The following is a 20,000-nucleotide window of genomic DNA, read 5'->3' on the forward strand; positions in this document are numbered from 1 at the left end:
CGGCTGCATGCCTTGCTGATGCCGGACTACAACCGACGCGCCGCCGCGTTCTGGTGGACGGTGGTGGCGCTGGGCGCGCTGGCCCTGGCCTGGGCGCTGGCCGACCTGGCCACGCTGGACGCCGCCGCCGGCTGGCAGGTGGCCACCGGCGTGGCCATCACCGTGCTGGCGGGCAGCTTTCCGGTGCGCATTCCGCGCTCGGTGCACTCGGTCACCGCCGGCGAGATCTTCATCTTCCTGCTGCTGCTGCTGCACGGCCCGGCCGCCGCCACGCTGGCCGCCAGCGCCGACGCGCTGGCCGGCTCCTGGCGCAGCTCACGCCGCTGGACCAGCCGCATCGCCAGCCCGGCGATGGCGGCCCTGGCGATGACCGCCGCCGGCCACGCGCTGCAGGCGCTGCTGGCGGTGCTGCAGCAGCGGGGCTGGCACAACCCGGGCCTGCTGGTGCTGGCGAGCATCGGTTTCGCGCTGCTGTACTTCGGCTGCAATGCCGGGCTGATGGCGGCGCTGCCGCGGCTCAAGCGCGCCGAGCGGCTGCGCGCGGCCGATGTGTTCGGCCCGTTCGGCTGGATCGCCACCGCCTACGCGGCCAGCGCCACCGTGGCAGCGCTGCTGTACCTGAGCTACCGGCAGTCGGGCATCGGCGTGCTGGTGGCCGTGGTGCCGCTGATCGCGATGATGCTGGCCACGCTGCACTACTTCTTCCGCCAGCAGGAGGCCGACGCCGCCACCCGCCGCACCGCCGAGGAAGCCGCCACCCGCGAGGCCACGCTGGCCGCGCGCCACCTGCAGGAACTGCAGCACATCGCATTCCACGACGGCCTGACAGGCCTGCCCAACCGCCGCAGCTTCCAGGCCCGGCTGGCGGAGACGGTGGGCCGCGCGGTTGCGGCGCCGCAGGCCCACGGCTTTGCAGTGCTGTTCCTGGATTTCGACCGCTTCAAGCTGGTCAACGACAGCCTGGGCCATGCCGCCGGCGACGACTTCCTGGTGCAGGTGGCGCAGCGCCTGCAGACCGAGCTGGCCGATGGCGACCTGCTGGCCCGGCTGGGCGGCGACGAGTTCGCGGTGCTGATGGTGGACCCGGCGCTGCCCGACGCGCCCATCACCCTGGCCGGGCGGCTGCAGGAGGCGCTGCGGGCGCCATTGCGGGTCAGCGGCACCGAGCTGGCCACCAGCGCCAGCATCGGCATCACCTCCAGCGCCCTGCCCTACGACCGGCCCGAGGATGTGCTGCGCGACGCCGACATCGCGATGTACCGCGCCAAGGCCAACGGCAAGGCCCGCCACGCCGTCTTCGATGCCGAGCTGCATGCCCAGGTGCTGCAGCGCCTGCGGCTGGAGACCGACCTGCGCCGCGCGGTGCAGGGCGACCAGATCGGCCTGGTCTACCAGCCGATCTTCGATCTGGGCAGCGGCAAGGTCACCGGCTTCGAGGCCCTGGCCCGCTGGACGCATGCCGACCTGGGCCCGGTGTCACCGGGCGCCTTCGTGGCCATCGCCGCCGAGGCCGGCCTGGTCACCGAGCTGACCGACCGCCTGGTGGGCCGCGCCTGCCGCCAGCTGCGCCACTGGCAGACCACGCTGGGCGGCACCGACGGCCTGGCCATGCACGTCAACATCACCGGCCGCGACCTGGTGCACAGCGGCCTGGCCGAGCGCCTGCTGCTGGCGCTGCAGGCCAGCGGCCTGCAGCCGCACCACCTGCGGCTGGAGCTGGACGAGGACACGCTGATGCAGCACATCACCGCCGCGATGCCGGTGCTGGCGATGCTGCGCGCCGCCGGCATCGGCCTGAGCCTGGACGACTTCGGCTCGGGCTACTCGTCGCTGAAGCACCTGCACAGCCTGCCGATCGACAGCCTGAAGATCGACCCGTCCTTCGTGCAGGCGCTGCAGGCCAGCCAGGGTGCGGGCGCCGATGCGGCGGTGGTGCGGGCGGTGGTGGAACTGGGCCGCTCGCTGGGCAAGGGCGTGATCGCCGAGGGCATCGAGACGGCCAGCCAGCTGGCCCTGCTGCGTGCGATGGGCTGCCTGCAGGGCCAGGGCTACCACCTGGCGCCACCGCTGGCTGCCGAGGCCGTGCCGGCGCTGCTGGCGCAGACCGGGCTGGTGGAGCCGCCGACCGCCACCACGCTGCCGATGGCGTTGCAGGCGGTGTCGGCACTGCGGCACTGAGCCTGCCGCGGGCGGTGGCTCAGACGGTGTCTTCGTCCTTGGTGCCGAAGATCTTGTCGCCCGCATCGCCCAGCCCGGGGATGATGTAGCCGATCTCGTTGAGGTGGCTGTCCACCGCGGCCGTCCAGCAGCGCACGTCGGGGTGGGCGGCGTCCAGCGCGGCGATGCCCTCGGGCGCGGCCACCAGCACCAGGGCGCGGATGTCGCGGCAGCCACGGGCCTTGAGCAGATCGATGGTGGCGATCATCGAGCCGGCGGTGGCCAGCATCGGGTCGACGATGATCGCGGTGCGTTCGCTCAGGTGGCCGACGAACTTCTCGAAGTAGTGCACCGGCTGCAGCGTCTCATGGTCACGGGCCAGGCCGACCACGCTGATCTTGGCATTGGGAACCAGGTCGAGCACACCGTCCAGCATGCCCAGGCCGGCGCGCAGGATCGGCACGATGGTGACCTTGCGGCCGGCGATCTGGTCGATCTCGACCGGCCCGCTCCAGCACTGGATGGTGGTCTTCTCCAGCGGGAAATCGGCCGTGGCCTCGTAGGCCAGCAGGCGCGCCAGTTCATGGGTGAGCTCGCGGAATTTCTTGGTGGAGATCTGGTCTTCGCGCAGCAGGCCGATCTTGTGGCGGACCAGGGGATGGGCGACGGCGATCACGGGCATGGCAAGCAACCTTCAGGGGGATGCGCGCCAGTGTAGCCAGCGCTGCCGGGCGGCTTCAGCCCGCGGCGGCCGCCGCGCGTCGCTGGCGCAGCGCCTCGAACAGGCAGACGCCGGCAGCCACCGAGACGTTCAGGCTTTCCACCGCGCCGGCCATCGGGATGCGCACCAGCACATCGCAGGTCTTCTTGGTCAGCGCGCGCATGCCGGGCCCCTCGGCGCCCAGCACCAGGGCCACCGGGCCGGTGAAGTCGATGTCGTAGAGCGTCTGCTCGGCATCCTCGGCCGTGCCCACCACCTGGATGCCGCGGTCCTTCAACTCGTTCAGGCTGCGCGCCAGGTTGGTCACCATCAGGTAGGGCACGGTCTCGGCCGCACCGCTGGCCACCTTGGCCACGGTGGCATTCAGGCCCACGGCATGGTCCTTGGGCGCCACCACCGCATGGGCGCCGGCGCCGTCGGCCACCCGCAGGCAGGCGCCCAGGTTGTGCGGGTCGGTCACGCCGTCGAGCACCAGCACCAGCGGCTCGCCGGCCACCGCGTCGAGCACGTCGTCCAGCGAATGCACCGCCGCCAGCGCCTCCACCTTGGCCACCACACCCTGGTGGCGCGGGCTGCCGGCCAGGCGGATCAGGCGCTGGTCGTCGCTGTCGACCAGCTTGGCGCCGGCCTCCTTGGCGCGCTCGACGAACTGGCGCATGCGGGCATCACGCCGGGTGGCATCGACATGCACCTCGAGGACGGAGGCGGGCGCGGTCTTCAACCGCACGGTGACGGCGTGGAAGCCGAACAGGATCTTGGTGCTCATGCCGCATTGTCGCCGCTGGGCCTCAGCGCAGGGCCTGCACCGCCGTCAACGCGCCGATCAGCAGCGGCTGGTGCAGCATGTAGACCAGCAGCGGCCAGCGGCCCAGCCAGGCGAGGCGCCGCCCCAGCGCCGGCCACGGCAGCGGGCCTGACAGCACGGCGCGGCGGTGCGCCAGCAGCCACTGGCCGGCCGCCAGGCCCCACAGCAGCACGCCCAGCCAGGGCAGCAGCGGCACATAGTCCTCGGTCACCGGCTTGCGGGTGACCAGGCCCACCCAGTTGGTGAGCCGGCTGTCGAAGAACGGGTGCTGCACCCAGTGCGGCAAGGCCACCAGCAGCGCCCCCAGCGGCCACAGGCCGGCACGCAGCGGCGCCAGCAGGCGGGCGGCCACCAGCATCAGCGCAATGCCGTGCAGCACGCCGAAGCTGATCCAGCTGCGCGGGAACATCAGCGCCGAGCCGGCCGACACCAGCACCGCGCAGCCCGCCACCTGCGCCCAGCGCCGCCAGAAGCGCGGCCAGCCCATGCCCGCGTGCAGCGCCACCGCCTGGCCGGCGCCGGCGCACAGCAGGAACAGGCTGACGATCAGCGTGCGCTGCGTCGTCCACAGCGGATCCTGGGTGAAGCGCTGCGGCGGCTGCAGCCAGCCGAAGTGGTTCAGGTCGAAGGCGAAGTGGAAGGCCACCATCCAGACGATGGCCAGGCCGCGCAGCGCATCCAGGCGGTCGAAGCGCTCGGCGGTCAGCGGCATGCCGGGCGTGGACGGGTTGAGGGAGGTGAAGAGACCATGGCAGGCGCGGCACAGGCGATGTGCGGCGGATCGTAATGCAGCGGCTGCACCGCAGGCCCCGGGGGCCGCACTCCTAGAATCGTGGCATCTGCCCGTAGCTCAACTGGATAGAGCAGCTGCCTTCTAAGCAGCAGGTCGGGGGTTCGAGTCCCTCCGGGCAGGCCAGGCGCGTCTGCGCCGCCACGCCCGGCGGCAGCACTTCACGCCCGCGCCGTCTGCGTGCAGCCCGGCGGCCGAAGACGCCCCCACGCATGCCCGGGCTTGGCTAAGGTGCCGGTACCGCGGGCCAGGCGCCCGCAGCTACGGCCGCCGCCGGCCCATCCGCCATGTTCCGCACTGCCCTTGCCGCGGCGCTCGCCGCCCTGTCGTTCCAAGCCACCGCAGGCCTGGTCTCCGGCACCGATGTCGCCATCCGCATCGACCGCTTCTCCAACGGCCACGCCGCGGTGGACGTCACCCTCGACAGGTTTGGCACGGTCGGTGCCGGCCAGTTCCAGGGCAGCTACGACGGCACCTCGTTCCTGACCTACTGCACCGACCTGTTCCAGAGCTTCCACTGGGGCCGGAACTACACCTACACGCTGGTGGCCAATGGCAGCACCCACGGCTTCAGCAGCACCCAGGCCGACCGGCTGGGCAAGCTCTACACCGCCGCTGGCGGCGCAGCGACCAACACCACCGACAGCGTGGCGTTCCAGCTGGCGGTCTGGGAGCTGCTGTATGACACCAGGCCGGGCACCGTGACTGGTGGCGACTTCCACCTGATCAGCGGCGCCAGCAACGCCCAGCGCAACCGTGCCGATGCCTGGCTGACGGCGGTGCTGGCCCCCGGTGCCAGCCGGTCGTTCGACGCCCAGCGGCTCTACAGCAGCGTGGCACAGGACTTTGTCGTCTTCACACCCGTGCCGCCGCCCGCCAGCCGTGTGCCCGAACCAGCAGGCCTGGGCCTGGTGCTGATGGCACTGGGCCTGCTGGCGCTGGGCCGGCGCCTGGCCTGAGGCCCGCCCCGACGACGGGGCGGCCCAAACGACAAGGGCCGTGCATGCTGCACGGCCCTGTGGCGGTCTGGAACCGGAATCCTGGTCGGGGTGACACGATTCGAACGTGCGACCCTCTGCTCCCAAAGCAGATGCGCTACCAGACTGCGCTACACCCCGAAGACTTAGATTCTAGCCCGCGGCCGGTGGCGGTGCCGGCAGCAGCAGCTGGCGGGCCACCGCCTCGCACTGGCGGATGTGCTGTTCGCACACATAGTGCAGCGCCGAGTAGGTCAGCGCGGCCGAGGCCACCTGCCCGGCGATCGGCAGGTACTTGGCGGCCTGCTGGGCACTCAGGCGCACGCCCACCGTCTTCAGCAGCATCAACACCAGCTCGCGGGTGACCAGCTTGCCCAGCACCACGCTGCCGCCGGCAGAGATGGCCTTGTAGACGACGATGCGGCGGTCCGGTGCCAGCCGTTCCACCTGCTGCGGGCTCAGACCGAAGGCGGCGCTGATCTCGGGCAGCAGCTGGACCAGCACGCCCACGTCGGTCACCCAATCGATGCCCGGCACCGGCACCATGGCCACGCCGGCGGCCATCAGCGCACGCTGGCGCACCCGCTGCCGGCAGCGCTGCGCCACCTTGGCCAGCGCGTCGCCAGTCTCGGGCAACGGATTGGCTGGGGCGGCCGGCTGGCGCACCCGCGCGAAGGCGCCCCGCAGTCGCTCCGTCGCACTCATGCCGACGGCCGCTCGGCCAGCACCACGATGCCGTCGGCATCGGCCACCAGCCAGTCGCCCGGGCGCACCACCACGCCCTGCAGCCGCACCGGCACCTCCACCAGGCCAGCGTGTCGGCGCTCGGTGGGCAGCGGCATCAGACCGAGGGCGCGGATGCCCAGGTCGGTGGCGGCCAGTTCGGCCACGTCGCGCACGCAGCCGTCGACCACCACGCCCACCCAGCCGTTGCGCGCCGCCGCTGCCGCCAGGTTGCCGCCCACCAGCGCATGGCGCAGCGAGCCGCCGCCGTCGACCACCAGCACCCGGCCGTGGCCGGGCGACTCGACCATCGCCTTCACCGAGGTGTTGTCCTCATGGCACTTGACCGTGGCCACCGGCCCGGCGAACGCGGCCTTGCCGCCATAGGCCTGGAACACCGGCGGCAGCACCCGGAAGGCGCCGCTGGTGTCGTGCTTGTGCAGGTCGCAGAGGTCGCAGGTCAGCGGTGTCGTCATGGGTTCAGGCTCCAGGGATCGGTGGCAACGATGATAGGCGGCGGCCTGTGGCGGGAATGCTTTGTGCATCGCAGCATGCATGCGGCGCGGTTGCCGCGCGGAGTGCACCATGCTGGACACGGTCAAGGCGCCCACACCCACCCTCTTCTCGCATGTGAAGCCGGGCGACACGCCCTTCAAGGGCGACGGCCTGCGCGATTTCTTCCTTTACCGCGATCTGGGCGTGGCCGCGGCCACCGGCGGCAAGGTGATGGCGCAGTTGGTCATCGCCCACAACGCACCGGAGAAAGGCACCGGCTGGCACCGGCATGACGCCGACTTCCACATCGTCATCATGCTGCGCGGCTGGGCGCGTTTCATGTACGAGGACCGGGAAACCCTGGTCAGCGCCGGCGATTGCGTGCACCAGCGGCCGGGCATCCCGCACTACCTGTTCGACTACTCGCCGGACATGGAGTACCTGGAGATCGTCGGCCCGGCCGATTTCGGCACGGTGGATGTGCCGGCGCCGTGCGACGTGCCGGCGTCGAAGGGCTGGGGGCTGTAGCGCCGGGCCGGCCCGAGGACGACCGTCAGAACTCGACCTCGAGCTCGTCGATGGCCTCGGGCTCCAGCAGCGCAGCCGCGGTCCATTCCTGCATCTCGGGCAGGGCCAGGATGCGGTCGCACCATGCACGGCTGGCCGGATCGGGCACGGCCACGTCGTAGGTGCGGAAGCGGGTGACGACCGGTGCATACATCGCGTCGGCCATCGAGCGCTGCTGGCCGAACAGCCAGGGCCCGCCGTAGGTGGCCAGGCATTCCTGCCAGATCGCCAGCACCCGCTGGATGTCACCCTGGGCACGGCTCCACACCTTGTAGTCGGGGTAGTGGCCCTTCAGGTTCATCGGCAGCGCCGAGCGCAGCGAGACGAAGCCGGAGTGCATCTCGCCGCAGATCGCACGGCAGTGGGCGCGCGCCGCGCGCTCGGCTGGCAGCAGGCCGGCCTTGGGCTTGACCTCGGCCAGGTACTCGGCAATGGCCAACGTGTCCCAGACCTTCACGCCCTGGTGGCGCAGGCAAGGCACCAGGATCGACGGCGCCAGCAGCAGCATCTCGGCGCGGGCATCGGCATCGTCGGTGGCGACCATTTCCTCCTCGAAGTCCAGGCCGGCGAAGCGCGCCAGCAGCCAGCCGCGCAGCGACCAGGACGAGTAGTTCTTGCTGCTGAGGGTGAGCGTGGTCTTGGGCATGGGCGGCTCCGGTGGGTACCGGCGGATGCGCAAGCGCTGTGCCAAGCACGCCATGGTGGCGCTGTCCGCCGCGGTGGCCTGCAACTTGCCTGATCGACAGCGGTGCCCCGGCCATCCACGGCCCTTGTGCCGCAACGATGCTCTACAACGCCTACCAGGCCCAGATCGACTGGCTCAGCCCCCTGCAGGACAGCGCCCGCTCAGCGGCCGGCTGGCTGGACCAGGCGGTGCCCGCCGCATCCGCCTGGCGGCCGTTGCTGCAGCCGCTGGGCGCCGCCTGGGACGTGTTCTCCCGACTGCGACTGACCCACCAGCGGCCGGCCTACGGCATCACTTCGGTGCAGGCGGACACGCCAGCGGGCCGGCAACTGGTGCAGGTGCAGGAGAAGGCGGTGCACCGCACCCCCTTCGGCACGCTGCTGCACTTTGAACGTGCCGACCTGCCGGCGGCTGACCAGCCGCCGCGCCCACGGGTGCTGATCGTCGCCCCGCTGTCGGGCCACTTCGCCACGCTGCTGGCCGACACCGTGCGCACCATGCTGGCCGACCACGATGTCTACATCACCGACTGGCACAACGCCCGCGACGTGCCGCTGCAGCACGGCCGTTTCGGCCTGGACGAGTATGTGCAGCATGTGATCGACTTCCTGGCCGTGCTGGGCCCGCGCACCCACCTGCTGGCGGTCTGCCAGCCCTGCGTGCCGGCGCTGGCCGCGGTGGCGCTGATGGCGATGGACAACCATCCGGCGCAGCCGCGCTCGATGACGCTGATGGCCGGGCCGGTCGACTGCCGGATCAACCCGACCCAGGTCAACCACCTGGCCACCGGCAAGCCGATCGAATGGTTCGAGCAACACCTGATCAGCCGCGTGCCAGCACGCCATCCCGGCGGCGGGCGCCGGGTGTACCCGGGCTTCCTGCAGCTGACCGCGTTCATGAGCATGAACACCACCCGGCATGCCAAGGCCTTCGCCAGCCTGTACGAAGACCTGGCCACCGGCGACAGCGAGGCCGCGCAGCGCACCTGCGCGTTCTATGACGAATACTTCGCGGTCAACGACCTGGCCGCCGAGTTCTACCTGGAGACGGTGGCCCAGGTGTTCCAGCGCTATGCACTGGCGAAGGGAGAGCTGCAGGTGGGCGGGCGCCGGGTGGACACCGGCGCCATCCGCCGCACGGCGCTGTTCACCGTGGAGGGCGAACGCGACGACATCTGCGCCATCGGCCAGACAGTGGCCGCGCATGACCTCTGCCCGGGCATCCGCCCCTACATGAAGACCCACCATGTCCAGCTCGGCGTGGGCCACTACGGCGTGTTCAGCGGCCGGCGCTGGCAGACGCAGATCTATCCGCGTGTGCGGGAGATGATCCAGAGCTTCCACTGACACTGCCAGCGCGTCATCAGCCGGGCCTTGTGGGCGCTGATCGGCGGCTTGGCCGTCAGGCGCTGCGCCACCATGGCCGCACCATGCGCGAAGACACCGCAGTCGAACTCCACCTGCTGCCAGGCAACCGCCTGGTGCTGTTCCTGGTGCGGGTGGACCAGGCACGTTCGGTGGTGGCTGTGGCCGCGTCGGCCTTCCTGGACGGTCTGCGCGCTGCCGAGGCGCTGCTGTCGTTCTCGGGCCTGCACCAGGAAGAGCTGCCGCTGGAAGACCTGCTGCCCTGGGCCGGCAGCGTGTAGCCGGCCACGCGCGGAGCCGCGTTGCACGCCGGGGCGGCCGAAGGCGTATGGTCGGCGGTTTCTCCAGCCGAAAGTCCCGCATGCCCCAACCCGCCTTCTGGCACGACGACTCCGGCAGCGTGCGCTTCTGGGTGATGGTCGACGGCAACGCCGTCGGCGCCTCGGTCAGCCGCCAGACCCTGCACCACCGCTTCATGCCCGGCCGCACCGACGACGACCAGCCGCTGGCCACCTACACCGCCCATGCCGACCTGCTGCACGATGCCGTGCGCCGGCGCGTGGCAACGGGTTCGATCGAGCCGGTGATGCTGCGCGAGCACGACCTGCCGCAGCCACCACGCTGAAGCCGGCGCACCAAGCAAAACGCCCCGGGTGGCCGGGGCGTTGAACAGGTTCCTTGGAGGCGCGATCCGGAGTCGAACCGGACTAGACGGATTTGCAAGGGCCCCGACGCAAGCTGCGACAACAGCTTGCAGCGCCGCCACCTGTAACCGCACAGGCGCAGCGGCTGAGCCAGCAGCGCCCTACCCTTGAGCCATGCGCACCATCATCCTGCACCGCTGGCTGGTCACCGGCCGCGACGGCCGCCGCCGGCCTACCCGCCACCTGATGACCGAGGCCGACGCCCTGGCCACCGATCCCACCGCACAGCTGATCCCGGGCACCGACGAGGTGCGGCATGCCATCGAACAGGGCCATGCCTGCATTGCCGGGCCGAGCGTACAGTCAGGCGCCGGGGCTGGTGCAGTCGCGGCACACCAGGCGCGCGCTGGGTGCGGGCGGGTTGACCCGGCATAGCAGCCGGGCGACCGCGCCAGCCCTACCCCGACAGCGTGTCGCGCATGGCCTGCAGCAGCAGGATCAGCCGGTCGCAGCCGGCCCGGTCCAACTGCACCCGCGCCAAGTTGCAGCGGTCCCGGTCCTGCGCCCACAGGTCCACGGTTGGCACCCTTGGGTGGGTCATGCCCCAGGATACGCTGCCATCGGTGCCGCGCACCTCGCCCTCCAGGATGTGCGGGACGTGGGCGGCCGGGGCCAGCATCACATCTGCCGGTCGCCGCGCTGCAGGTCAGCCGGCACGCCGTGCCGCCAGCGCGGCGCCGACAGCGCAAGGAAAGCGACGATCCCCAGCGTGATAGCCGCCTTGCCGGCCAGCGGCGGCACCACCAACGAGACGGCCAGGCCGGCGAACAGCGCCGCGTGCTGGTGGCGCACCGCGGCCGGCGTGTCGCGGGTCATCCGCCCGGCGCGGCAGATCAGCACCACCATGGCCATGATGGTCGCCACCCCCTGGATCGCCAGCAACAACTCGGGCTTCATTGGCCGCTCCCATCGACGCGCCGCTCGATCCGGCGCTTGACCAGCCCACCCAGCCAGGCGCCCACCTCGGGCCAGTCCGGGCCGACCCAGGCGATGCCGCAGGCAATCGGCACCAGCAGGTAGTGCGCACCGGCCTCGATGCCCACCTTCGACAGCGCGGCAGCCGCCACCACAGACGCGGCACCGGTGGCGACAACCGCGAGGGCGGTCATGGCGACCACGAAGCCCAGGCTGCGCCAGACGGTGTACTCGGGCCGGCGCTGCAGGGCAAAGTACGACCCGACCAGGGCCGCCACGATGATGACCAGGTAGGGCCCGGCATAGCGGGCGATCTCGCCGCCAGCCATCGCCGTGATGAGGACGACCGCGACGGTCACTATGTCAAGCTGGGTGTGATCTGGCGGCGTCATCGCGCAGGCTCCACGGTTGCGCGGTGCACCACCCAGGCCAGGACTGCACCAAGACTCAGCCCCGCCAGGCTCAGCGGCACGCCGACGAGCGTGCTGCATTGGTTCTCTCCGCTCTCCAGCGGCCATGGGCTGACCATCCACCAGACGCCGCAGCCGACCACCTGCAGATCCTCGACCGCCCACCACAAGGCCGCAGCGGTGACCGGCGCGCTGCGGTAGGCCAGCACCACCAGGCCCAGCAGCAGCAGCCGGCCCAGCGCGCCGCCGATGTTCCACAGCTCAGCCCACAGGCGCGGCGCGGCGAACTCGTAGGCGTAGAAGGTCACCCAGGCGCCGATCAGCAGCAGCGCCCCGACGACGTGGTGGGGCTGCTGGCGCCACCACTGCAGGCGGCCTAGCAGCCAGCGGCCGACCGCGGCGCTCATTGCTGCGGCGGGATTGGGCGCGGCCCACCGCCTCCCAGGACATTGATCAGCCGGCCGGCCATGTCAGCCGGCGCAGCGACCACGGCAAGGCGCACCAGGGCGCGGGCGATCAAGGTTCGGACTCCGAAGATTGTCGGCATGTGGGCTCCAGTGATTATTCAGGTTGCGCAGGCCACAGCACGGTGGCGGGGAAGCCTGGCTGGTCAGGCACGGCGCGCAGCGCGGCGCGGTAGGTCGCCCACTCAGCTGGCAGCGGCTGGGCCAGTTCCAGGGCGCGCAGCAGCACCCAATCGCACGCAGCCAGGCGCTGGTCTCGGGTGCGGCGCACCTCGGCGGCCAGCGCCGCGGTGGTGGGCACGGGCAGCCAGCGGCGGGCCGCGGCATCCCACCGCCAGGTCTGCAGCGCAGTGTCGGCCGGCTGTGGAGGCTGCCAATCCATCAGGGCGCCGGAGGCCAAGTCCACACGCTGGGCCTGCCAGTCGCTCACGCCGGCCACCGCAGCGCAGTCGGGCGGCGTGTTGGCCTGCAGCAGGGCCTCGTCGCTGTCGTCCAGAGTGACGGCGCGGCCGGTCAGGATGCCGTCGGCCAGGCGGTAGAAGTGCCAGGTGCGGATCGTCATCGCCGGATCTCCTCGATGCGCAGGGTTGCGTCGACGGTGCAAGTCGTGGCCACCACGTACTGCTGGCCTTGCAGTACCACCGTGTAGCTGACGCCGCCGATAGCTGTGAACCGCTGCGCCCGCGCGAAGCCACAGGATGCCTGCTTGCTGAAGCCGATCTGCTGGTCGATGGCGTAGTTGCGCAGCGCTCCCTGCTGGGTGCCGTTGACCGTGAGCCTGGTCGACAACATGGCGTAGTCGCCCAGCGTGCCACTGGCCGCGGTGGAAATGGAGCCCGTGCCCTCGGCGGTGATCAGCACCTCGCAGTCATGTGGCGGGGTGAAGGTGTAGGTCACCAGGTCGGTGAATGTGCCCGTGGGCACGCCCTTCTCACCGGTGACACTCACGCTCGAAGCGCTGGCCGTGTGCACCTTGGTGGCGGCGTTCTCTCGCAACTCATCGACGTTGATCAGGCTCGCCTCGTCCACCGTGATGCTGATCGCGGCATCGCTGGCCGACTCGTTGCCGCTGCTGTCGAACCACTTCGCGCGCACGGTATAGGTGCCCAGCGCCGGCCACGGCCAAACCCACCTATCCACGGGCCCGCGGAAGATCCGCAGCCCGCCGGCCCAGCTGGCGCCAACGCGGATCTCCAGCGCACCGCCGGCCCGCACGTCCAGCTCCGTGCTCGGCGTCACGGTGATGGCCACGCCGCCGGGCTGCAATGTGGCGGCCAGGCCTGCAACGTTGTCAGGCGCCTGGGTCTTGCCCACGACCGTGTGCACCTTGGTGTCGGATGCGCCGCGGAAGCCCCCGCTGTTGACTGCCCAGGCCTCGATGACCACGCGGTCGCCGTCTTGCACGCCCAGCAGGTAGACGCCGAAGTCCGATGCATCGGCCTGAACCTCGCGCCAGTCTGTATCGGGGCCCACCCGGCGCCAGCGCACAACCACCCTGCCCTGGCCGTCCTTCAAGTACGCGCCGGTCAGTGTCGACCACGACACCCACACGCGCGGGCTGATGGTGCCGTCGTTGGCCCGCAGAAGGTGGTCGGTGCCGCTCTCCGGCGTGGCCAGCGCGATGGTCTCGACCAGCCAGGGCGATGGCAGATCGGTGTTCGGCGTCGGGTCGGCCAAGGCTGCGTCGTTCGTGTCGTAGGCGTCGGCCGCATCCTCCTGCAGCGCCAGGGTGACGGGTGATGCCAGGCCGAACTGCCAGTCGGTGACGCGGTAGGTCTTCGGCGTGGTGATGCCGTACTCCGCGCTGGTGACGGTCACCCGGTCACCGATCTGCAGCGGCCAGGCGCGCAGCTTGGCCGGGTACTGGATGACCTGGCTGTTGCGGCCCCGCTCCACCAGCACGCGGGCGATGTTCTTGGCGTGGATCTTGGTGTTGGTGAACGGCAGGCCCACGTCCTGCCACAAGGCCTCGCCGTCGGCCGTCACGAAAGTGGTGTTCTGGTACGGGTCGAAGTCGGTGGGGCTGGCGCTGTCGATGCCGATGTAGGTGCCGCGCACGCCGTTGAACAGCTCGTCGATGCCGGCACCGGCCTGGATCACCTCGATCTGCCCGTCCAAGTCGTCATCGGTCAGGGCCATCACCGGCGCTGTCCAGGCGCCGGCCAGGATCTGCCACTGGGCGCCGTAGATGGCGAAGCCGGCCATGCTGTCGGCCAGCTTGTCCAGCACCGCCTCGCGGCCATCCTCGGTGGTAGCCACACCGTTGCAGCGGTAGGTGGGCTGCGTGAAGCCGGTGATGCCGATGTTGAAGCTGAAGGTCACGTCGCAGGCGTTGGCCGCGACGATGGTGAAGCTGTCGATGATGTCGGCGTTGTCGCTGGCCATGCCGTACTCGCCGACGATCCAGTCTCGCGTGCACAGCGCCGGGTTGTCGCTCCACTCCCAGGTGCTGGGCGTGGCGTAGCGGTGGCTGCCGCTGCCACCGTTGGTGCTGTCCTTGCGCGGGTCGTAGAGCTTCTTGCCCTTCACCCTGCAGGTGAGGTTGGGCGGGCCGCCCTGGAAGCGCGGGTCTTCCAGATCCAGCGTCACTACCAGGTAGGCGCAGCCGCGCAGCCGGTGGCTGCTGTCCCACTCGGTGGGCTTCAAGCCGCTGAGGTAGGTATTGACGGTCTGGCTGTCGCTGCCCAGGTGCTTCTGCACCCTGATGACTGCGGGGTTGACGCCGGCCTTGTAGACCACGGTCACCAGGTCGCTGCCCAAGCCATCGGTTACGGTGAGCGTCAGCCCGCCGCCGCTGATCGCCACTGTGCGGTCGATGTTCCAGGGGCCGCCCTCGTTCACGCCGGCGGTGGTGGCGCTGACGATCTCGATGGCCGCAGCGCTCAGCGTGGTGGTGGTGCTGAAGGTGACGGTGACCAGCCGCTGTGATGTGCCGGTGGTCCAGTCGCTGGCCGTGCTGTAGCCGCTGCTGTCCAGCGTGCCCAGGCTCACGCCGTCGATGAAGCACTCGCCCAGGGCCTGGACCTCGTGCGAGGCCATCAGGATGACAAGGTGCTTGAGGCCGTCGGGCTTGACGGATGCGATGCCGCGGCTGCTCACAGTGGTCTTGTCGCTGGTGAACATGGCCACCACGCTGCCGCCGGTGATGCACTCGCCGTAGACGATGCGCCATGGTGGCGTGCCCTGCAGCAGCGAGACGCTGCGGTCGGTGACGCTGGCGTTGTACCGGCGCGTGGCATCGCGCTGGGCCGCCTTGGCGCGGCGGCGCGCGTCGATGCCGCCGTAGATCTGCAGGCCAAGCAGCGCGTAGCCGCCGTAGGCCGAGATGGCGCCAGCCACCAGCGCGGCCGTGCCCGTGAAGCCCAGGTTGGCGCCAATGGCGATCAGGCTGATCGGGTCGGCCTGGGCCGCGGGCGGCGCCAGCAGGGCCACCGCAGCCGCAGCGGCCACCACCGTGGGGCGAAGCGCGCAGCGGCCGGGCTTCATGCCTGCACCGCCCAGCACTGCACGGCAGCCGCCATGTCCACGTGGGCCACGCCAGCCGGCGTGATCAGCGCGGCCGTGCGCCCGGCGCAAATGCCCAACGCTTGGCCGCCCTGCGGCGCGGGCACCTGCACCAGGTCGCCCACCCGGGCCTGGGCGGCGGGCAGCGGTTGCCGGCCCAGCACGCGGGTGGTGGCGTCAGCCAGGTCAGTGCCCAGGCGCCAGATGGCACGCATGGCGGGCACCGGGCCGGCCACGGCCGGCAGGTTGGGCGCCGCACCCTCCACCTGCTGGAGCCAGCCAGCGGCAAAGTGGGTGCAGTTGTGCGCCGCCCAGTCAAACGGCGGGCAGGCGCCCAGGTAGTCGGTCAGGCGGGATGCAATGCTTTGGGGCATGGGTGGATGGGCAGTTGGTGCTCAGCGTTGCAGGAAGGCCTTGCTCACCCAGAGCGCAGGCTTGTCGATCAACGTCTGCAGGTACTCAAACCCGTTGTCGCCCGGGAAGCGCTGGATGTGCTGCGCGTGCGTGTGCCGCAGGCCGGTGGCAGCGCGCGACCTGTTGGCCCCAGCACGGCTGCAGACCATCTCGATGCTGCCCGAGCTGCTGCCGGCTTTGCTGCTGCTGCGCTTGATTCGCACCTTGTTCATATAGCCGGACCAGCGCGCCACCGGCGCGCCCACCGGCTGGAAGTTGGGCCCGATCAGCTGCAGCGACAGCCGCGCCGAACGGTTGCGGTAGTTCTCCACGCTGCCGATGGCGGCGGCCAGCATGGCCGTGCTGACAACCGACAGGCCCAGCGTCACATCGCCCGGTGAACCGTCTTCAGATTCGCGCAGGTCGTTCACCGTCACCAGCTGGCCAAAGCCTTGCCAGGTGTAGCCGCCAGAGATGATGTCCACAGCGTGAGTGGTGTAGCGCACCATGCCGCTGGCGAAGTCCAGCGCGACGAGCCACTGCACGCCGCGGACGTTGGCGTCGATCTGGGTCTGCGCCGAGGTGTCAAGCGTGAGCATCAGGCGTTCCAGTCCTCGATCAGCTCCATGGCAAACCCGCCCACATCCGTGCCGCCCGGCACGGCGTCCCAGGCCACGGCGTCGGCCATCTGCTTGAAGTGGCAGACCGGCTTGTCCCAGATGACGGCTGTGCCACCACCGATAGCGGCCCGGGTCGGCGGCTCGAAACTGACGGTGATCTGCCCTGCCCCGTTGGCCGTGGCATCGGCGGTCAACATGCAGTAGTGCGAGCCGACGCCAGACCCGATCTGCAACCAATCGCCCGCCAGTAACGTCGGCAGCACCCAGGTGGTGGTCGTGCCCTCGGCGATCAGCACCCGGTCGATGCGGATCTCCGGCGAGGCGCCGGTACCGCTGTGCATGTAGATCCACAGCTGCACATCCACCGCGCCAGCTGGTGCGGTGACGGTGATGCTGCGCCGGTCGTAGCCCAGACCGGCGCCCAACCAGTCGGCAAAGCTCACGCTGCCCACCAGGCCGCCGCCGGAGTTGTAGAAAGCGCACTCGATGCGCTGGGTGGAGTTGAACCCCAGGATGTCAGCCGAGATGGTGTAGACCTGCCCGGCCGTGATGGCCTGGCGGGCAGCCAGCGCAATGCCCGCTGCCGACGAAGACGTGCCACCGATGCTGGTGGCGGCCACGCGCTGAGCGAAACCATCAGGGCCGCCTGGCCGGCTGAATGCCACGCCCGAAGTCGTGCCGGCGGTGTAGCTGATCCAGCCGTTGCTGATGCCGTCGGCGTTGCTGTCGATGTCCATGCCACCGAACAGCGTGAGGTTGACGCCGCGGGCGCCTTCCAGCGCGGCGCTGATCGCCCCGGCGGACAACGCCGAGCCGGTGGTGATGGCGCCCCGCGCGGTGCCGCGGGGCTGCGGGTTGGTCACATCCCACAGCGCCAGGTGGTTGATCCGGCCGCGCAGGCCCAGCTGCAGCGCCTTCCAGCGGGCGGCATCAGCTTGCAGCAGCGCGGGCACGCTGCGCAAGCTGACGCGCCAGCGCGGCGGCGCGCCTACCCGGGTGGCAGTGTGGCCGTTGCCATCGCTCTGCTCGGTGTAGTCAAACCGCTGCTGGCCCAGCGAGTAGGCCGCGAGCTGCAGGGCACAGGCATCGGGGAAGGTCAGCACTGTCATGCCAGCACTCCCAGGCGCTGCAGCTCGGCCATCTGCCGGCGGCTGCCGTCGGCCACGATCTGCGCCACATCCTGCTGCACCGCGGCGCGGTCGGCCCGGCTGTCGACGTTGATGTTGTAGACAGGCGCATAGTTCAGCGCCTGGCGCCCCGCACTGCCGCCGCCGGCCGCTGGGTTGAATGCCTTGGGCACCACGGCCTCCCCTTCATGCAGCAGCGCGGGGAAGTTGTCGCGCGGCACGTAGTTGGTGCCGGTGGCCAGCGGGGTGGCCATGCGGTCAAACCGGGCGAAGTCACCGGTGGCGCCGGTGCCATCGCCGAACGGCACGCCACCACCCAGCAAGCTGCCCAGGCCGCTGAGCACGCTGCCAAACAGGCCGCCGGCGCCACTGCTGCCCACCAGCTGGATGGCCATCGCATCGGCCAGCCGGCTGGTGACGCGGCTGAAGATGGCGTTGCCCAGGCCCTCGGCGAATGCCTTGACGGGGTTCTTGGTGTCGCGGAAAGCTGCGGCCAGCGCATCGCGCACCTCGGTGTAGGTCTCATTGCCCAGCGGCTTGGCGGCGCCCTCCAGGCCGCGCCGCTCGTTCAGCAGGCCGGCCTGCTCGCGCACCAGGGCGGCTTGCTTGCGCAGCTCGTCGCTGTTGGTGCTGGTGGTGGCAATGGATTCCAGCTCATCAGCGCGGGCGCGCAAGCGGGCCTGCTGCAGCTGAGCGTAGGCATCGGCGCCCAGGGCCAGCGCCAGGTTCTGCTCGCGCTGAGTGCTCACGGCCTCAGCCAGGCGGGCGGTCTCGGCGGCCAGGTCGGCCTCGATCTGCTGGCGGTCGGTCAGCATGTCGGCCTGCAGCTGGGCCTCGGCTTTCTGGATGGCGATGTGGCGCTCTTGCTGGTCGATCAGCTCGATCTGGCTGGCCAGGCGCAGCTGCTGGGCCTCGGTCAGCTTCAGCGTGCCATCACGCAGCTTGACCATGATGTCCAGCGCTTCCTTCTGCGACTGGGTGAGCTGCTGGCCGCCCTGCAGCTCGGCCGCCTGCTCAGCGCCGCGCACGCCCAGGCGCTCGAACAGCTTGTCCAGCTCGGCGCGCTGCTCCTGCACGGCCTTCTTGGTCTTCTCGGCCGCAGCGGCGTACTGCAGCTGGCCCTTGGCGGCACGGCCGGTAGCCTCGTCCATGCGGGCCAGCTCGCGCGCGTCGTCTGCCCGGCTGGTGCCGCCGTTGCGCAGCGCGGAGCGGGCCTGTAGGGCGCGGTCGGTGGCGCCCAACACCTTCTTCTCGAACGCATCCAGCGCGGCGCGGTTGGCTTGGCCGTCGTCGGTGGCGGCGGCCAGGATCTGCCGCGCCCCGGCGAAGTTCCACTTCTGCATCTCGACGAAGGCTGCCGCGCTGGCGCCGATGTCGCGGCCCATCTGCTTGAAGACGAAGCCCACGTTGGCGCCCAGCACCAGCATGGTCTCCAGCACAGTGCCCACCCCGCCCAGGGCCAGGGCCAGCACATCGGCCTGGCCGCTGGCCGCCTTGGCATCGCCGGTCAGGTACTCGCCCAGGGCCTTGCCCAGGCCGATGGTCAGGTCGTGCAGGTCCACCATCGTGGGTAGCAAGCCCATGGCCAGATCGCGCTTGAGCGCATCCACCCGCATGCGGGTGGCTTCCACGCTGTCGTTGTACCGGTCGGCCATGGCGGCCTGCTCGGCGGTGACGGTGGCCACCAGCTCGCCGCTGCTTGCCAAGTCTTTCATGAAGGGCAGCAGCTTGGCACCTTCCTTGCCCAGCAGGGCCTGGGCAGCAGCGCTCTTGCCGCTGCCGTCGGCAAACCGGTCCATGGCCTGGGCCAGCGTGAGCAGCTGCTGGTCGCCCTGCATGCGCTTGAACTCGTCGAAGTTGATGCCCAGCGCCTTCACGGCCTGGGCGGCGCCGCGGCTCTCCTCGGTGCTGCCGGCCATGTTCTTGGCCAGGCGGCCCACCGCGCTGCCGATGGTGTCCAGCGTGGTGCCGGTGGTGCGGCCCACCTCGGTCAGCGCGCTCAGGTTCTCCACCGACACGCCAGTGACGATGGCCATGTCGTTCAGCGCCTCAGCCGCGTCGATGCTGTCCTGCACCATCTGCTTCAGCGCCCCCAGCGAGAGGCCCACGCCAATGGCGCCCAGCGCGGTCTTGGTGATGTCGGCATAGCGCTGCATCTCGGCCGTGGCGCTGCCCACCATGCCCTTGGCCTGGTCCATGTCCTTCTTCAGCCTGGCCAGATCGGCCAGCATCTGGATCTCGATGGCGCCTGCGATGGTCATTGCGGTCGGGCCTTGCGTTGCAGTTCTTCAGCCACCGCGCGGGCCGCGGCATCCATGGCGGTGATGCACTCCACCTCCCACCCCGTGAGGCGCACGCCGTGCAGGCGTTGCCATGCTTCCACCTCACCCAGCGGGATGGGGCCGCCTGGGGGGCGCAGGGCGCTCAGCTCACAGAACGTGGCCCACACCTGCCGGCCGGCCGCAGGGGCCCGGCGCAGCAGCAGTGGGTCGGCCCGGCCGGCAGACTTGGCCGCGCGCTGCAGGTGCACGCGCAGCGTGGCGCCATCGGGCTGGGGGTGAGACAGGCGCACCTGGTGC

General features: G+C 70.6%; 24 protein-coding genes and 3 tRNA genes. 8 read left to right on the plus strand and 19 right to left on the minus strand.

Going from position 1 to position 20,000, the window contains the following annotated elements; genetic code table 11:
* Positions 1–18: 18 nt before the first annotated feature.
* On the plus strand, positions 19–2,178 hold the full coding sequence (locus tag FFT10_RS02695) for a putative bifunctional diguanylate cyclase/phosphodiesterase (protein WP_162520678.1): 2,160 nt from the start codon (positions 19–21) through the stop codon (positions 2,176–2,178).
* Positions 2,179–2,197: 19 nt separating this feature from the next.
* Here FFT10_RS02695 and upp read toward each other — a convergent pair whose 3' ends face one another.
* From upp to FFT10_RS02710, 3 genes are read right to left on the minus strand one after another with little or no spacing between them, the layout of a single operon-like run.
* Positions 2,198–2,839 (minus strand): uracil phosphoribosyltransferase, encoded by a 642-nt coding sequence (gene upp / locus FFT10_RS02700; protein ID WP_137731214.1) that lies wholly within the window; start codon positions 2,837–2,839, stop codon positions 2,198–2,200.
* Positions 2,840–2,894: 55 nt separating this feature from the next.
* A complete protein-coding gene (gene rlmB / locus FFT10_RS02705) occupies positions 2,895–3,644 on the minus strand; it encodes a 23S rRNA (guanosine(2251)-2'-O)-methyltransferase RlmB (RefSeq protein ID WP_137731215.1) in 750 nt (249 codons plus the stop codon).
* A gap of 22 nt (positions 3,645–3,666) precedes the next feature.
* Positions 3,667–4,395, minus strand: coding sequence for an acetyltransferase domain-containing protein (locus tag FFT10_RS02710; protein WP_137731216.1), 729 nt, complete (start codon positions 4,393–4,395; stop codon positions 3,667–3,669).
* A 127-nt stretch (positions 4,396–4,522) separates the two neighbouring features.
* Between FFT10_RS02710 and FFT10_RS02715 the strand changes: the two genes are divergently transcribed.
* Together FFT10_RS02715 and FFT10_RS02720 are read left to right on the plus strand one after the other, a co-directional pair.
* Positions 4,523–4,599, plus strand: a tRNA-Arg gene (locus tag FFT10_RS02715).
* A gap of 161 nt (positions 4,600–4,760) precedes the next feature.
* Positions 4,761–5,432: a hypothetical protein gene (locus FFT10_RS02720; protein ID WP_137731217.1), complete on the plus strand. Its 672-nt coding sequence runs from the start codon at positions 4,761–4,763 to the stop codon at positions 5,430–5,432.
* Positions 5,433–5,514: 82 nt separating this feature from the next.
* Here the strand turns inward: FFT10_RS02720 and FFT10_RS02725 are convergent.
* The 3 genes from FFT10_RS02725 to rraA all read right to left on the minus strand — a co-directional run bounded on the left by FFT10_RS02725 (position 5,515) and on the right by rraA (position 6,649).
* Positions 5,515–5,591 (minus strand) — tRNA-Pro (locus tag FFT10_RS02725).
* A 12-nt stretch (positions 5,592–5,603) separates the two neighbouring features.
* Entirely contained in the window at positions 5,604–6,155 is a 552-nt protein-coding gene (locus FFT10_RS02730) for a hypothetical protein (RefSeq protein WP_228026918.1), read from the minus strand.
* A complete protein-coding gene (gene rraA, locus FFT10_RS02735) occupies positions 6,152–6,649 on the minus strand; it encodes a ribonuclease E activity regulator RraA (RefSeq protein WP_137731218.1) in 498 nt (165 codons plus the stop codon). The genes FFT10_RS02730 and rraA overlap by 4 nt, the downstream gene beginning before the upstream one ends.
* A gap of 109 nt (positions 6,650–6,758) precedes the next feature.
* Between rraA and FFT10_RS02740 the strand changes: the two genes are divergently transcribed.
* Positions 6,759–7,196, plus strand: coding sequence for a cupin domain-containing protein (locus FFT10_RS02740; protein ID WP_137731219.1), 438 nt, complete (start codon positions 6,759–6,761; stop codon positions 7,194–7,196).
* Between the two features lie 25 nt (positions 7,197–7,221).
* On the opposite strand, the gene FFT10_RS02745 is transcribed toward FFT10_RS02740, so the two are convergent.
* Positions 7,222–7,881, minus strand: coding sequence for a glutathione S-transferase family protein (locus FFT10_RS02745; protein ID WP_137731220.1), 660 nt, complete (start codon positions 7,879–7,881; stop codon positions 7,222–7,224).
* A 137-nt stretch (positions 7,882–8,018) separates the two neighbouring features.
* Between FFT10_RS02745 and FFT10_RS02750 the strand changes: the two genes are divergently transcribed.
* From FFT10_RS02750 to FFT10_RS02760, 3 genes are all read left to right on the plus strand, one after another.
* Positions 8,019–9,266, plus strand: a complete 1,248-nt coding sequence (locus FFT10_RS02750; RefSeq protein ID WP_137731221.1) for a polyhydroxyalkanoate depolymerase — start codon at positions 8,019–8,021, stop codon at positions 9,264–9,266.
* Positions 9,267–9,349: 83 nt separating this feature from the next.
* Positions 9,350–9,565, plus strand: a complete 216-nt coding sequence (locus FFT10_RS02755) for a hypothetical protein (RefSeq protein WP_137731222.1) — start codon at positions 9,350–9,352, stop codon at positions 9,563–9,565.
* 80 nt (positions 9,566–9,645) lie between these two features.
* On the plus strand, positions 9,646–9,909 hold the full coding sequence (locus FFT10_RS02760) for a DUF1488 family protein (protein ID WP_137731223.1): 264 nt from the start codon (positions 9,646–9,648) through the stop codon (positions 9,907–9,909).
* A 54-nt stretch (positions 9,910–9,963) separates the two neighbouring features.
* Here FFT10_RS02760 and FFT10_RS27610 read toward each other — a convergent pair.
* Positions 9,964–10,111, minus strand: a tRNA-OTHER gene (locus FFT10_RS27610).
* On the opposite strand from FFT10_RS27610, the gene FFT10_RS02765 reads away from it, so the two are divergent.
* On the plus strand, positions 10,103–10,363 hold the full coding sequence (locus tag FFT10_RS02765; protein ID WP_137731224.1) for a hypothetical protein: 261 nt from the start codon (positions 10,103–10,105) through the stop codon (positions 10,361–10,363). The genes FFT10_RS27610 and FFT10_RS02765 overlap by 9 nt on opposite strands.
* A 22-nt stretch (positions 10,364–10,385) precedes the next feature.
* Here FFT10_RS02765 and FFT10_RS02770 read toward each other — a convergent pair whose 3' ends face one another.
* The 11 genes from FFT10_RS02770 to FFT10_RS02820 all read right to left on the minus strand — a co-directional run bounded on the left by FFT10_RS02770 (position 10,386) and on the right by FFT10_RS02820 (position 19,993).
* The gene (locus FFT10_RS02770; protein WP_137731225.1) at positions 10,386–10,607 is read right to left on the minus strand and encodes a hypothetical protein; all 222 of its coding nucleotides are present in this window, start codon (positions 10,605–10,607) and stop codon (positions 10,386–10,388) included.
* Entirely contained in the window at positions 10,607–10,870 is a 264-nt protein-coding gene (locus FFT10_RS02775) for a hypothetical protein (protein ID WP_137731226.1), read from the minus strand. The genes FFT10_RS02770 and FFT10_RS02775 overlap by 1 nt, the downstream gene beginning before the upstream one ends.
* Before the next feature lie 11 nt (positions 10,871–10,881).
* Positions 10,882–11,262 carry a hypothetical protein gene (locus FFT10_RS02780; protein ID WP_162520679.1) on the minus strand — a complete coding sequence of 127 codons (381 nt, stop codon included), beginning with the start codon at positions 11,260–11,262 and terminating at the stop codon, positions 10,882–10,884.
* Between the two features lie 29 nt (positions 11,263–11,291).
* Positions 11,292–11,720, minus strand: a complete 429-nt coding sequence (locus FFT10_RS02785) for a hypothetical protein (protein WP_137731228.1) — start codon at positions 11,718–11,720, stop codon at positions 11,292–11,294.
* A 154-nt stretch (positions 11,721–11,874) separates the two neighbouring features.
* Positions 11,875–12,339, minus strand: coding sequence for a tail fiber assembly protein (locus tag FFT10_RS02790; RefSeq protein ID WP_137731229.1), 465 nt, complete (start codon positions 12,337–12,339; stop codon positions 11,875–11,877).
* A complete protein-coding gene (locus FFT10_RS02795; RefSeq protein ID WP_137731230.1) occupies positions 12,336–15,263 on the minus strand; it encodes a phage tail protein in 2,928 nt (975 codons plus the stop codon). The genes FFT10_RS02790 and FFT10_RS02795 overlap by 4 nt, the downstream gene beginning before the upstream one ends.
* Complete coding sequence (locus FFT10_RS02800; RefSeq protein WP_137731231.1) at positions 15,260–15,655, minus strand: DUF6950 family protein; 396 nt, start codon at positions 15,653–15,655, stop codon at positions 15,260–15,262. The genes FFT10_RS02795 and FFT10_RS02800 overlap by 4 nt, the downstream gene beginning before the upstream one ends.
* Before the next feature lie 21 nt (positions 15,656–15,676).
* On the minus strand, positions 15,677–16,273 hold the full coding sequence (locus FFT10_RS02805) for a hypothetical protein (protein WP_137731232.1): 597 nt from the start codon (positions 16,271–16,273) through the stop codon (positions 15,677–15,679).
* Entirely contained in the window at positions 16,273–17,403 is a 1,131-nt protein-coding gene (locus tag FFT10_RS02810; protein WP_137731233.1) for a hypothetical protein, read from the minus strand. The genes FFT10_RS02805 and FFT10_RS02810 overlap by 1 nt, the downstream gene beginning before the upstream one ends.
* Positions 17,400–19,682, minus strand: a complete 2,283-nt coding sequence (locus tag FFT10_RS02815; protein WP_137731234.1) for a coiled-coil domain-containing protein — start codon at positions 19,680–19,682, stop codon at positions 17,400–17,402. Before FFT10_RS02815 ends, FFT10_RS02810 begins: the two co-directional genes overlap by 4 nt.
* Positions 19,679–19,993: a phage tail assembly chaperone gene (locus tag FFT10_RS02820; protein WP_137731235.1), complete on the minus strand. Its 315-nt coding sequence runs from the start codon at positions 19,991–19,993 to the stop codon at positions 19,679–19,681. Before FFT10_RS02820 ends, FFT10_RS02815 begins: the two co-directional genes overlap by 4 nt.
* Between the last annotated feature and the right edge of the window lie 7 nt (positions 19,994–20,000).

Source organism: Pseudaquabacterium pictum (genome assembly GCF_005403045.1).
GTDB lineage: Bacteria > Pseudomonadota > Gammaproteobacteria > Burkholderiales > Burkholderiaceae_C > Pseudaquabacterium > Pseudaquabacterium pictum.

Coding starts and splice junctions, on each gene's coding strand:
- rraA (WP_137731218.1), bottom strand. CDS start 6,649: ATGACGACACCGCTGACCTGCGACCTCTGCGACCTGCACAAGCACGAC.
- FFT10_RS02760 (WP_137731223.1), top strand. CDS start 9,646: ATGCCCCAACCCGCCTTCTGGCACGACGACTCCGGCAGCGTGCGCTTC.
- FFT10_RS02750 (WP_137731221.1), top strand. CDS start 8,019: ATGCTCTACAACGCCTACCAGGCCCAGATCGACTGGCTCAGCCCCCTG.
- FFT10_RS02805 (WP_137731232.1), bottom strand. CDS start 16,273: ATGCTCACGCTTGACACCTCGGCGCAGACCCAGATCGACGCCAACGTC.
- FFT10_RS02785 (WP_137731228.1), bottom strand. CDS start 11,720: ATGAGCGCCGCGGTCGGCCGCTGGCTGCTAGGCCGCCTGCAGTGGTGG.
- FFT10_RS02740 (WP_137731219.1), top strand. CDS start 6,759: ATGCTGGACACGGTCAAGGCGCCCACACCCACCCTCTTCTCGCATGTG.
- FFT10_RS02695 (WP_162520678.1), top strand. CDS start 19: ATGCCGGACTACAACCGACGCGCCGCCGCGTTCTGGTGGACGGTGGTG.
- FFT10_RS02745 (WP_137731220.1), bottom strand. CDS start 7,881: ATGCCCAAGACCACGCTCACCCTCAGCAGCAAGAACTACTCGTCCTGG.
- FFT10_RS02755 (WP_137731222.1), top strand. CDS start 9,350: ATGCGCGAAGACACCGCAGTCGAACTCCACCTGCTGCCAGGCAACCGC.
- FFT10_RS02720 (WP_137731217.1), top strand. CDS start 4,761: ATGTTCCGCACTGCCCTTGCCGCGGCGCTCGCCGCCCTGTCGTTCCAA.
- upp (WP_137731214.1), bottom strand. CDS start 2,839: ATGCCCGTGATCGCCGTCGCCCATCCCCTGGTCCGCCACAAGATCGGC.
- FFT10_RS02765 (WP_137731224.1), top strand. CDS start 10,103: ATGCGCACCATCATCCTGCACCGCTGGCTGGTCACCGGCCGCGACGGC.
- FFT10_RS02730 (WP_228026918.1), bottom strand. CDS start 6,155: ATGAGTGCGACGGAGCGACTGCGGGGCGCCTTCGCGCGGGTGCGCCAG.
- FFT10_RS02815 (WP_137731234.1), bottom strand. CDS start 19,682: ATGACCATCGCAGGCGCCATCGAGATCCAGATGCTGGCCGATCTGGCC.
- FFT10_RS02810 (WP_137731233.1), bottom strand. CDS start 17,403: ATGACAGTGCTGACCTTCCCCGATGCCTGTGCCCTGCAGCTCGCGGCC.
- FFT10_RS02710 (WP_137731216.1), bottom strand. CDS start 4,395: ATGCCGCTGACCGCCGAGCGCTTCGACCGCCTGGATGCGCTGCGCGGC.
- FFT10_RS02770 (WP_137731225.1), bottom strand. CDS start 10,607: ATGCTGGCCCCGGCCGCCCACGTCCCGCACATCCTGGAGGGCGAGGTG.
- FFT10_RS02790 (WP_137731229.1), bottom strand. CDS start 12,339: ATGACGATCCGCACCTGGCACTTCTACCGCCTGGCCGACGGCATCCTG.
- FFT10_RS02795 (WP_137731230.1), bottom strand. CDS start 15,263: ATGAAGCCCGGCCGCTGCGCGCTTCGCCCCACGGTGGTGGCCGCTGCG.
- rlmB (WP_137731215.1), bottom strand. CDS start 3,644: ATGAGCACCAAGATCCTGTTCGGCTTCCACGCCGTCACCGTGCGGTTG.
- FFT10_RS02800 (WP_137731231.1), bottom strand. CDS start 15,655: ATGCCCCAAAGCATTGCATCCCGCCTGACCGACTACCTGGGCGCCTGC.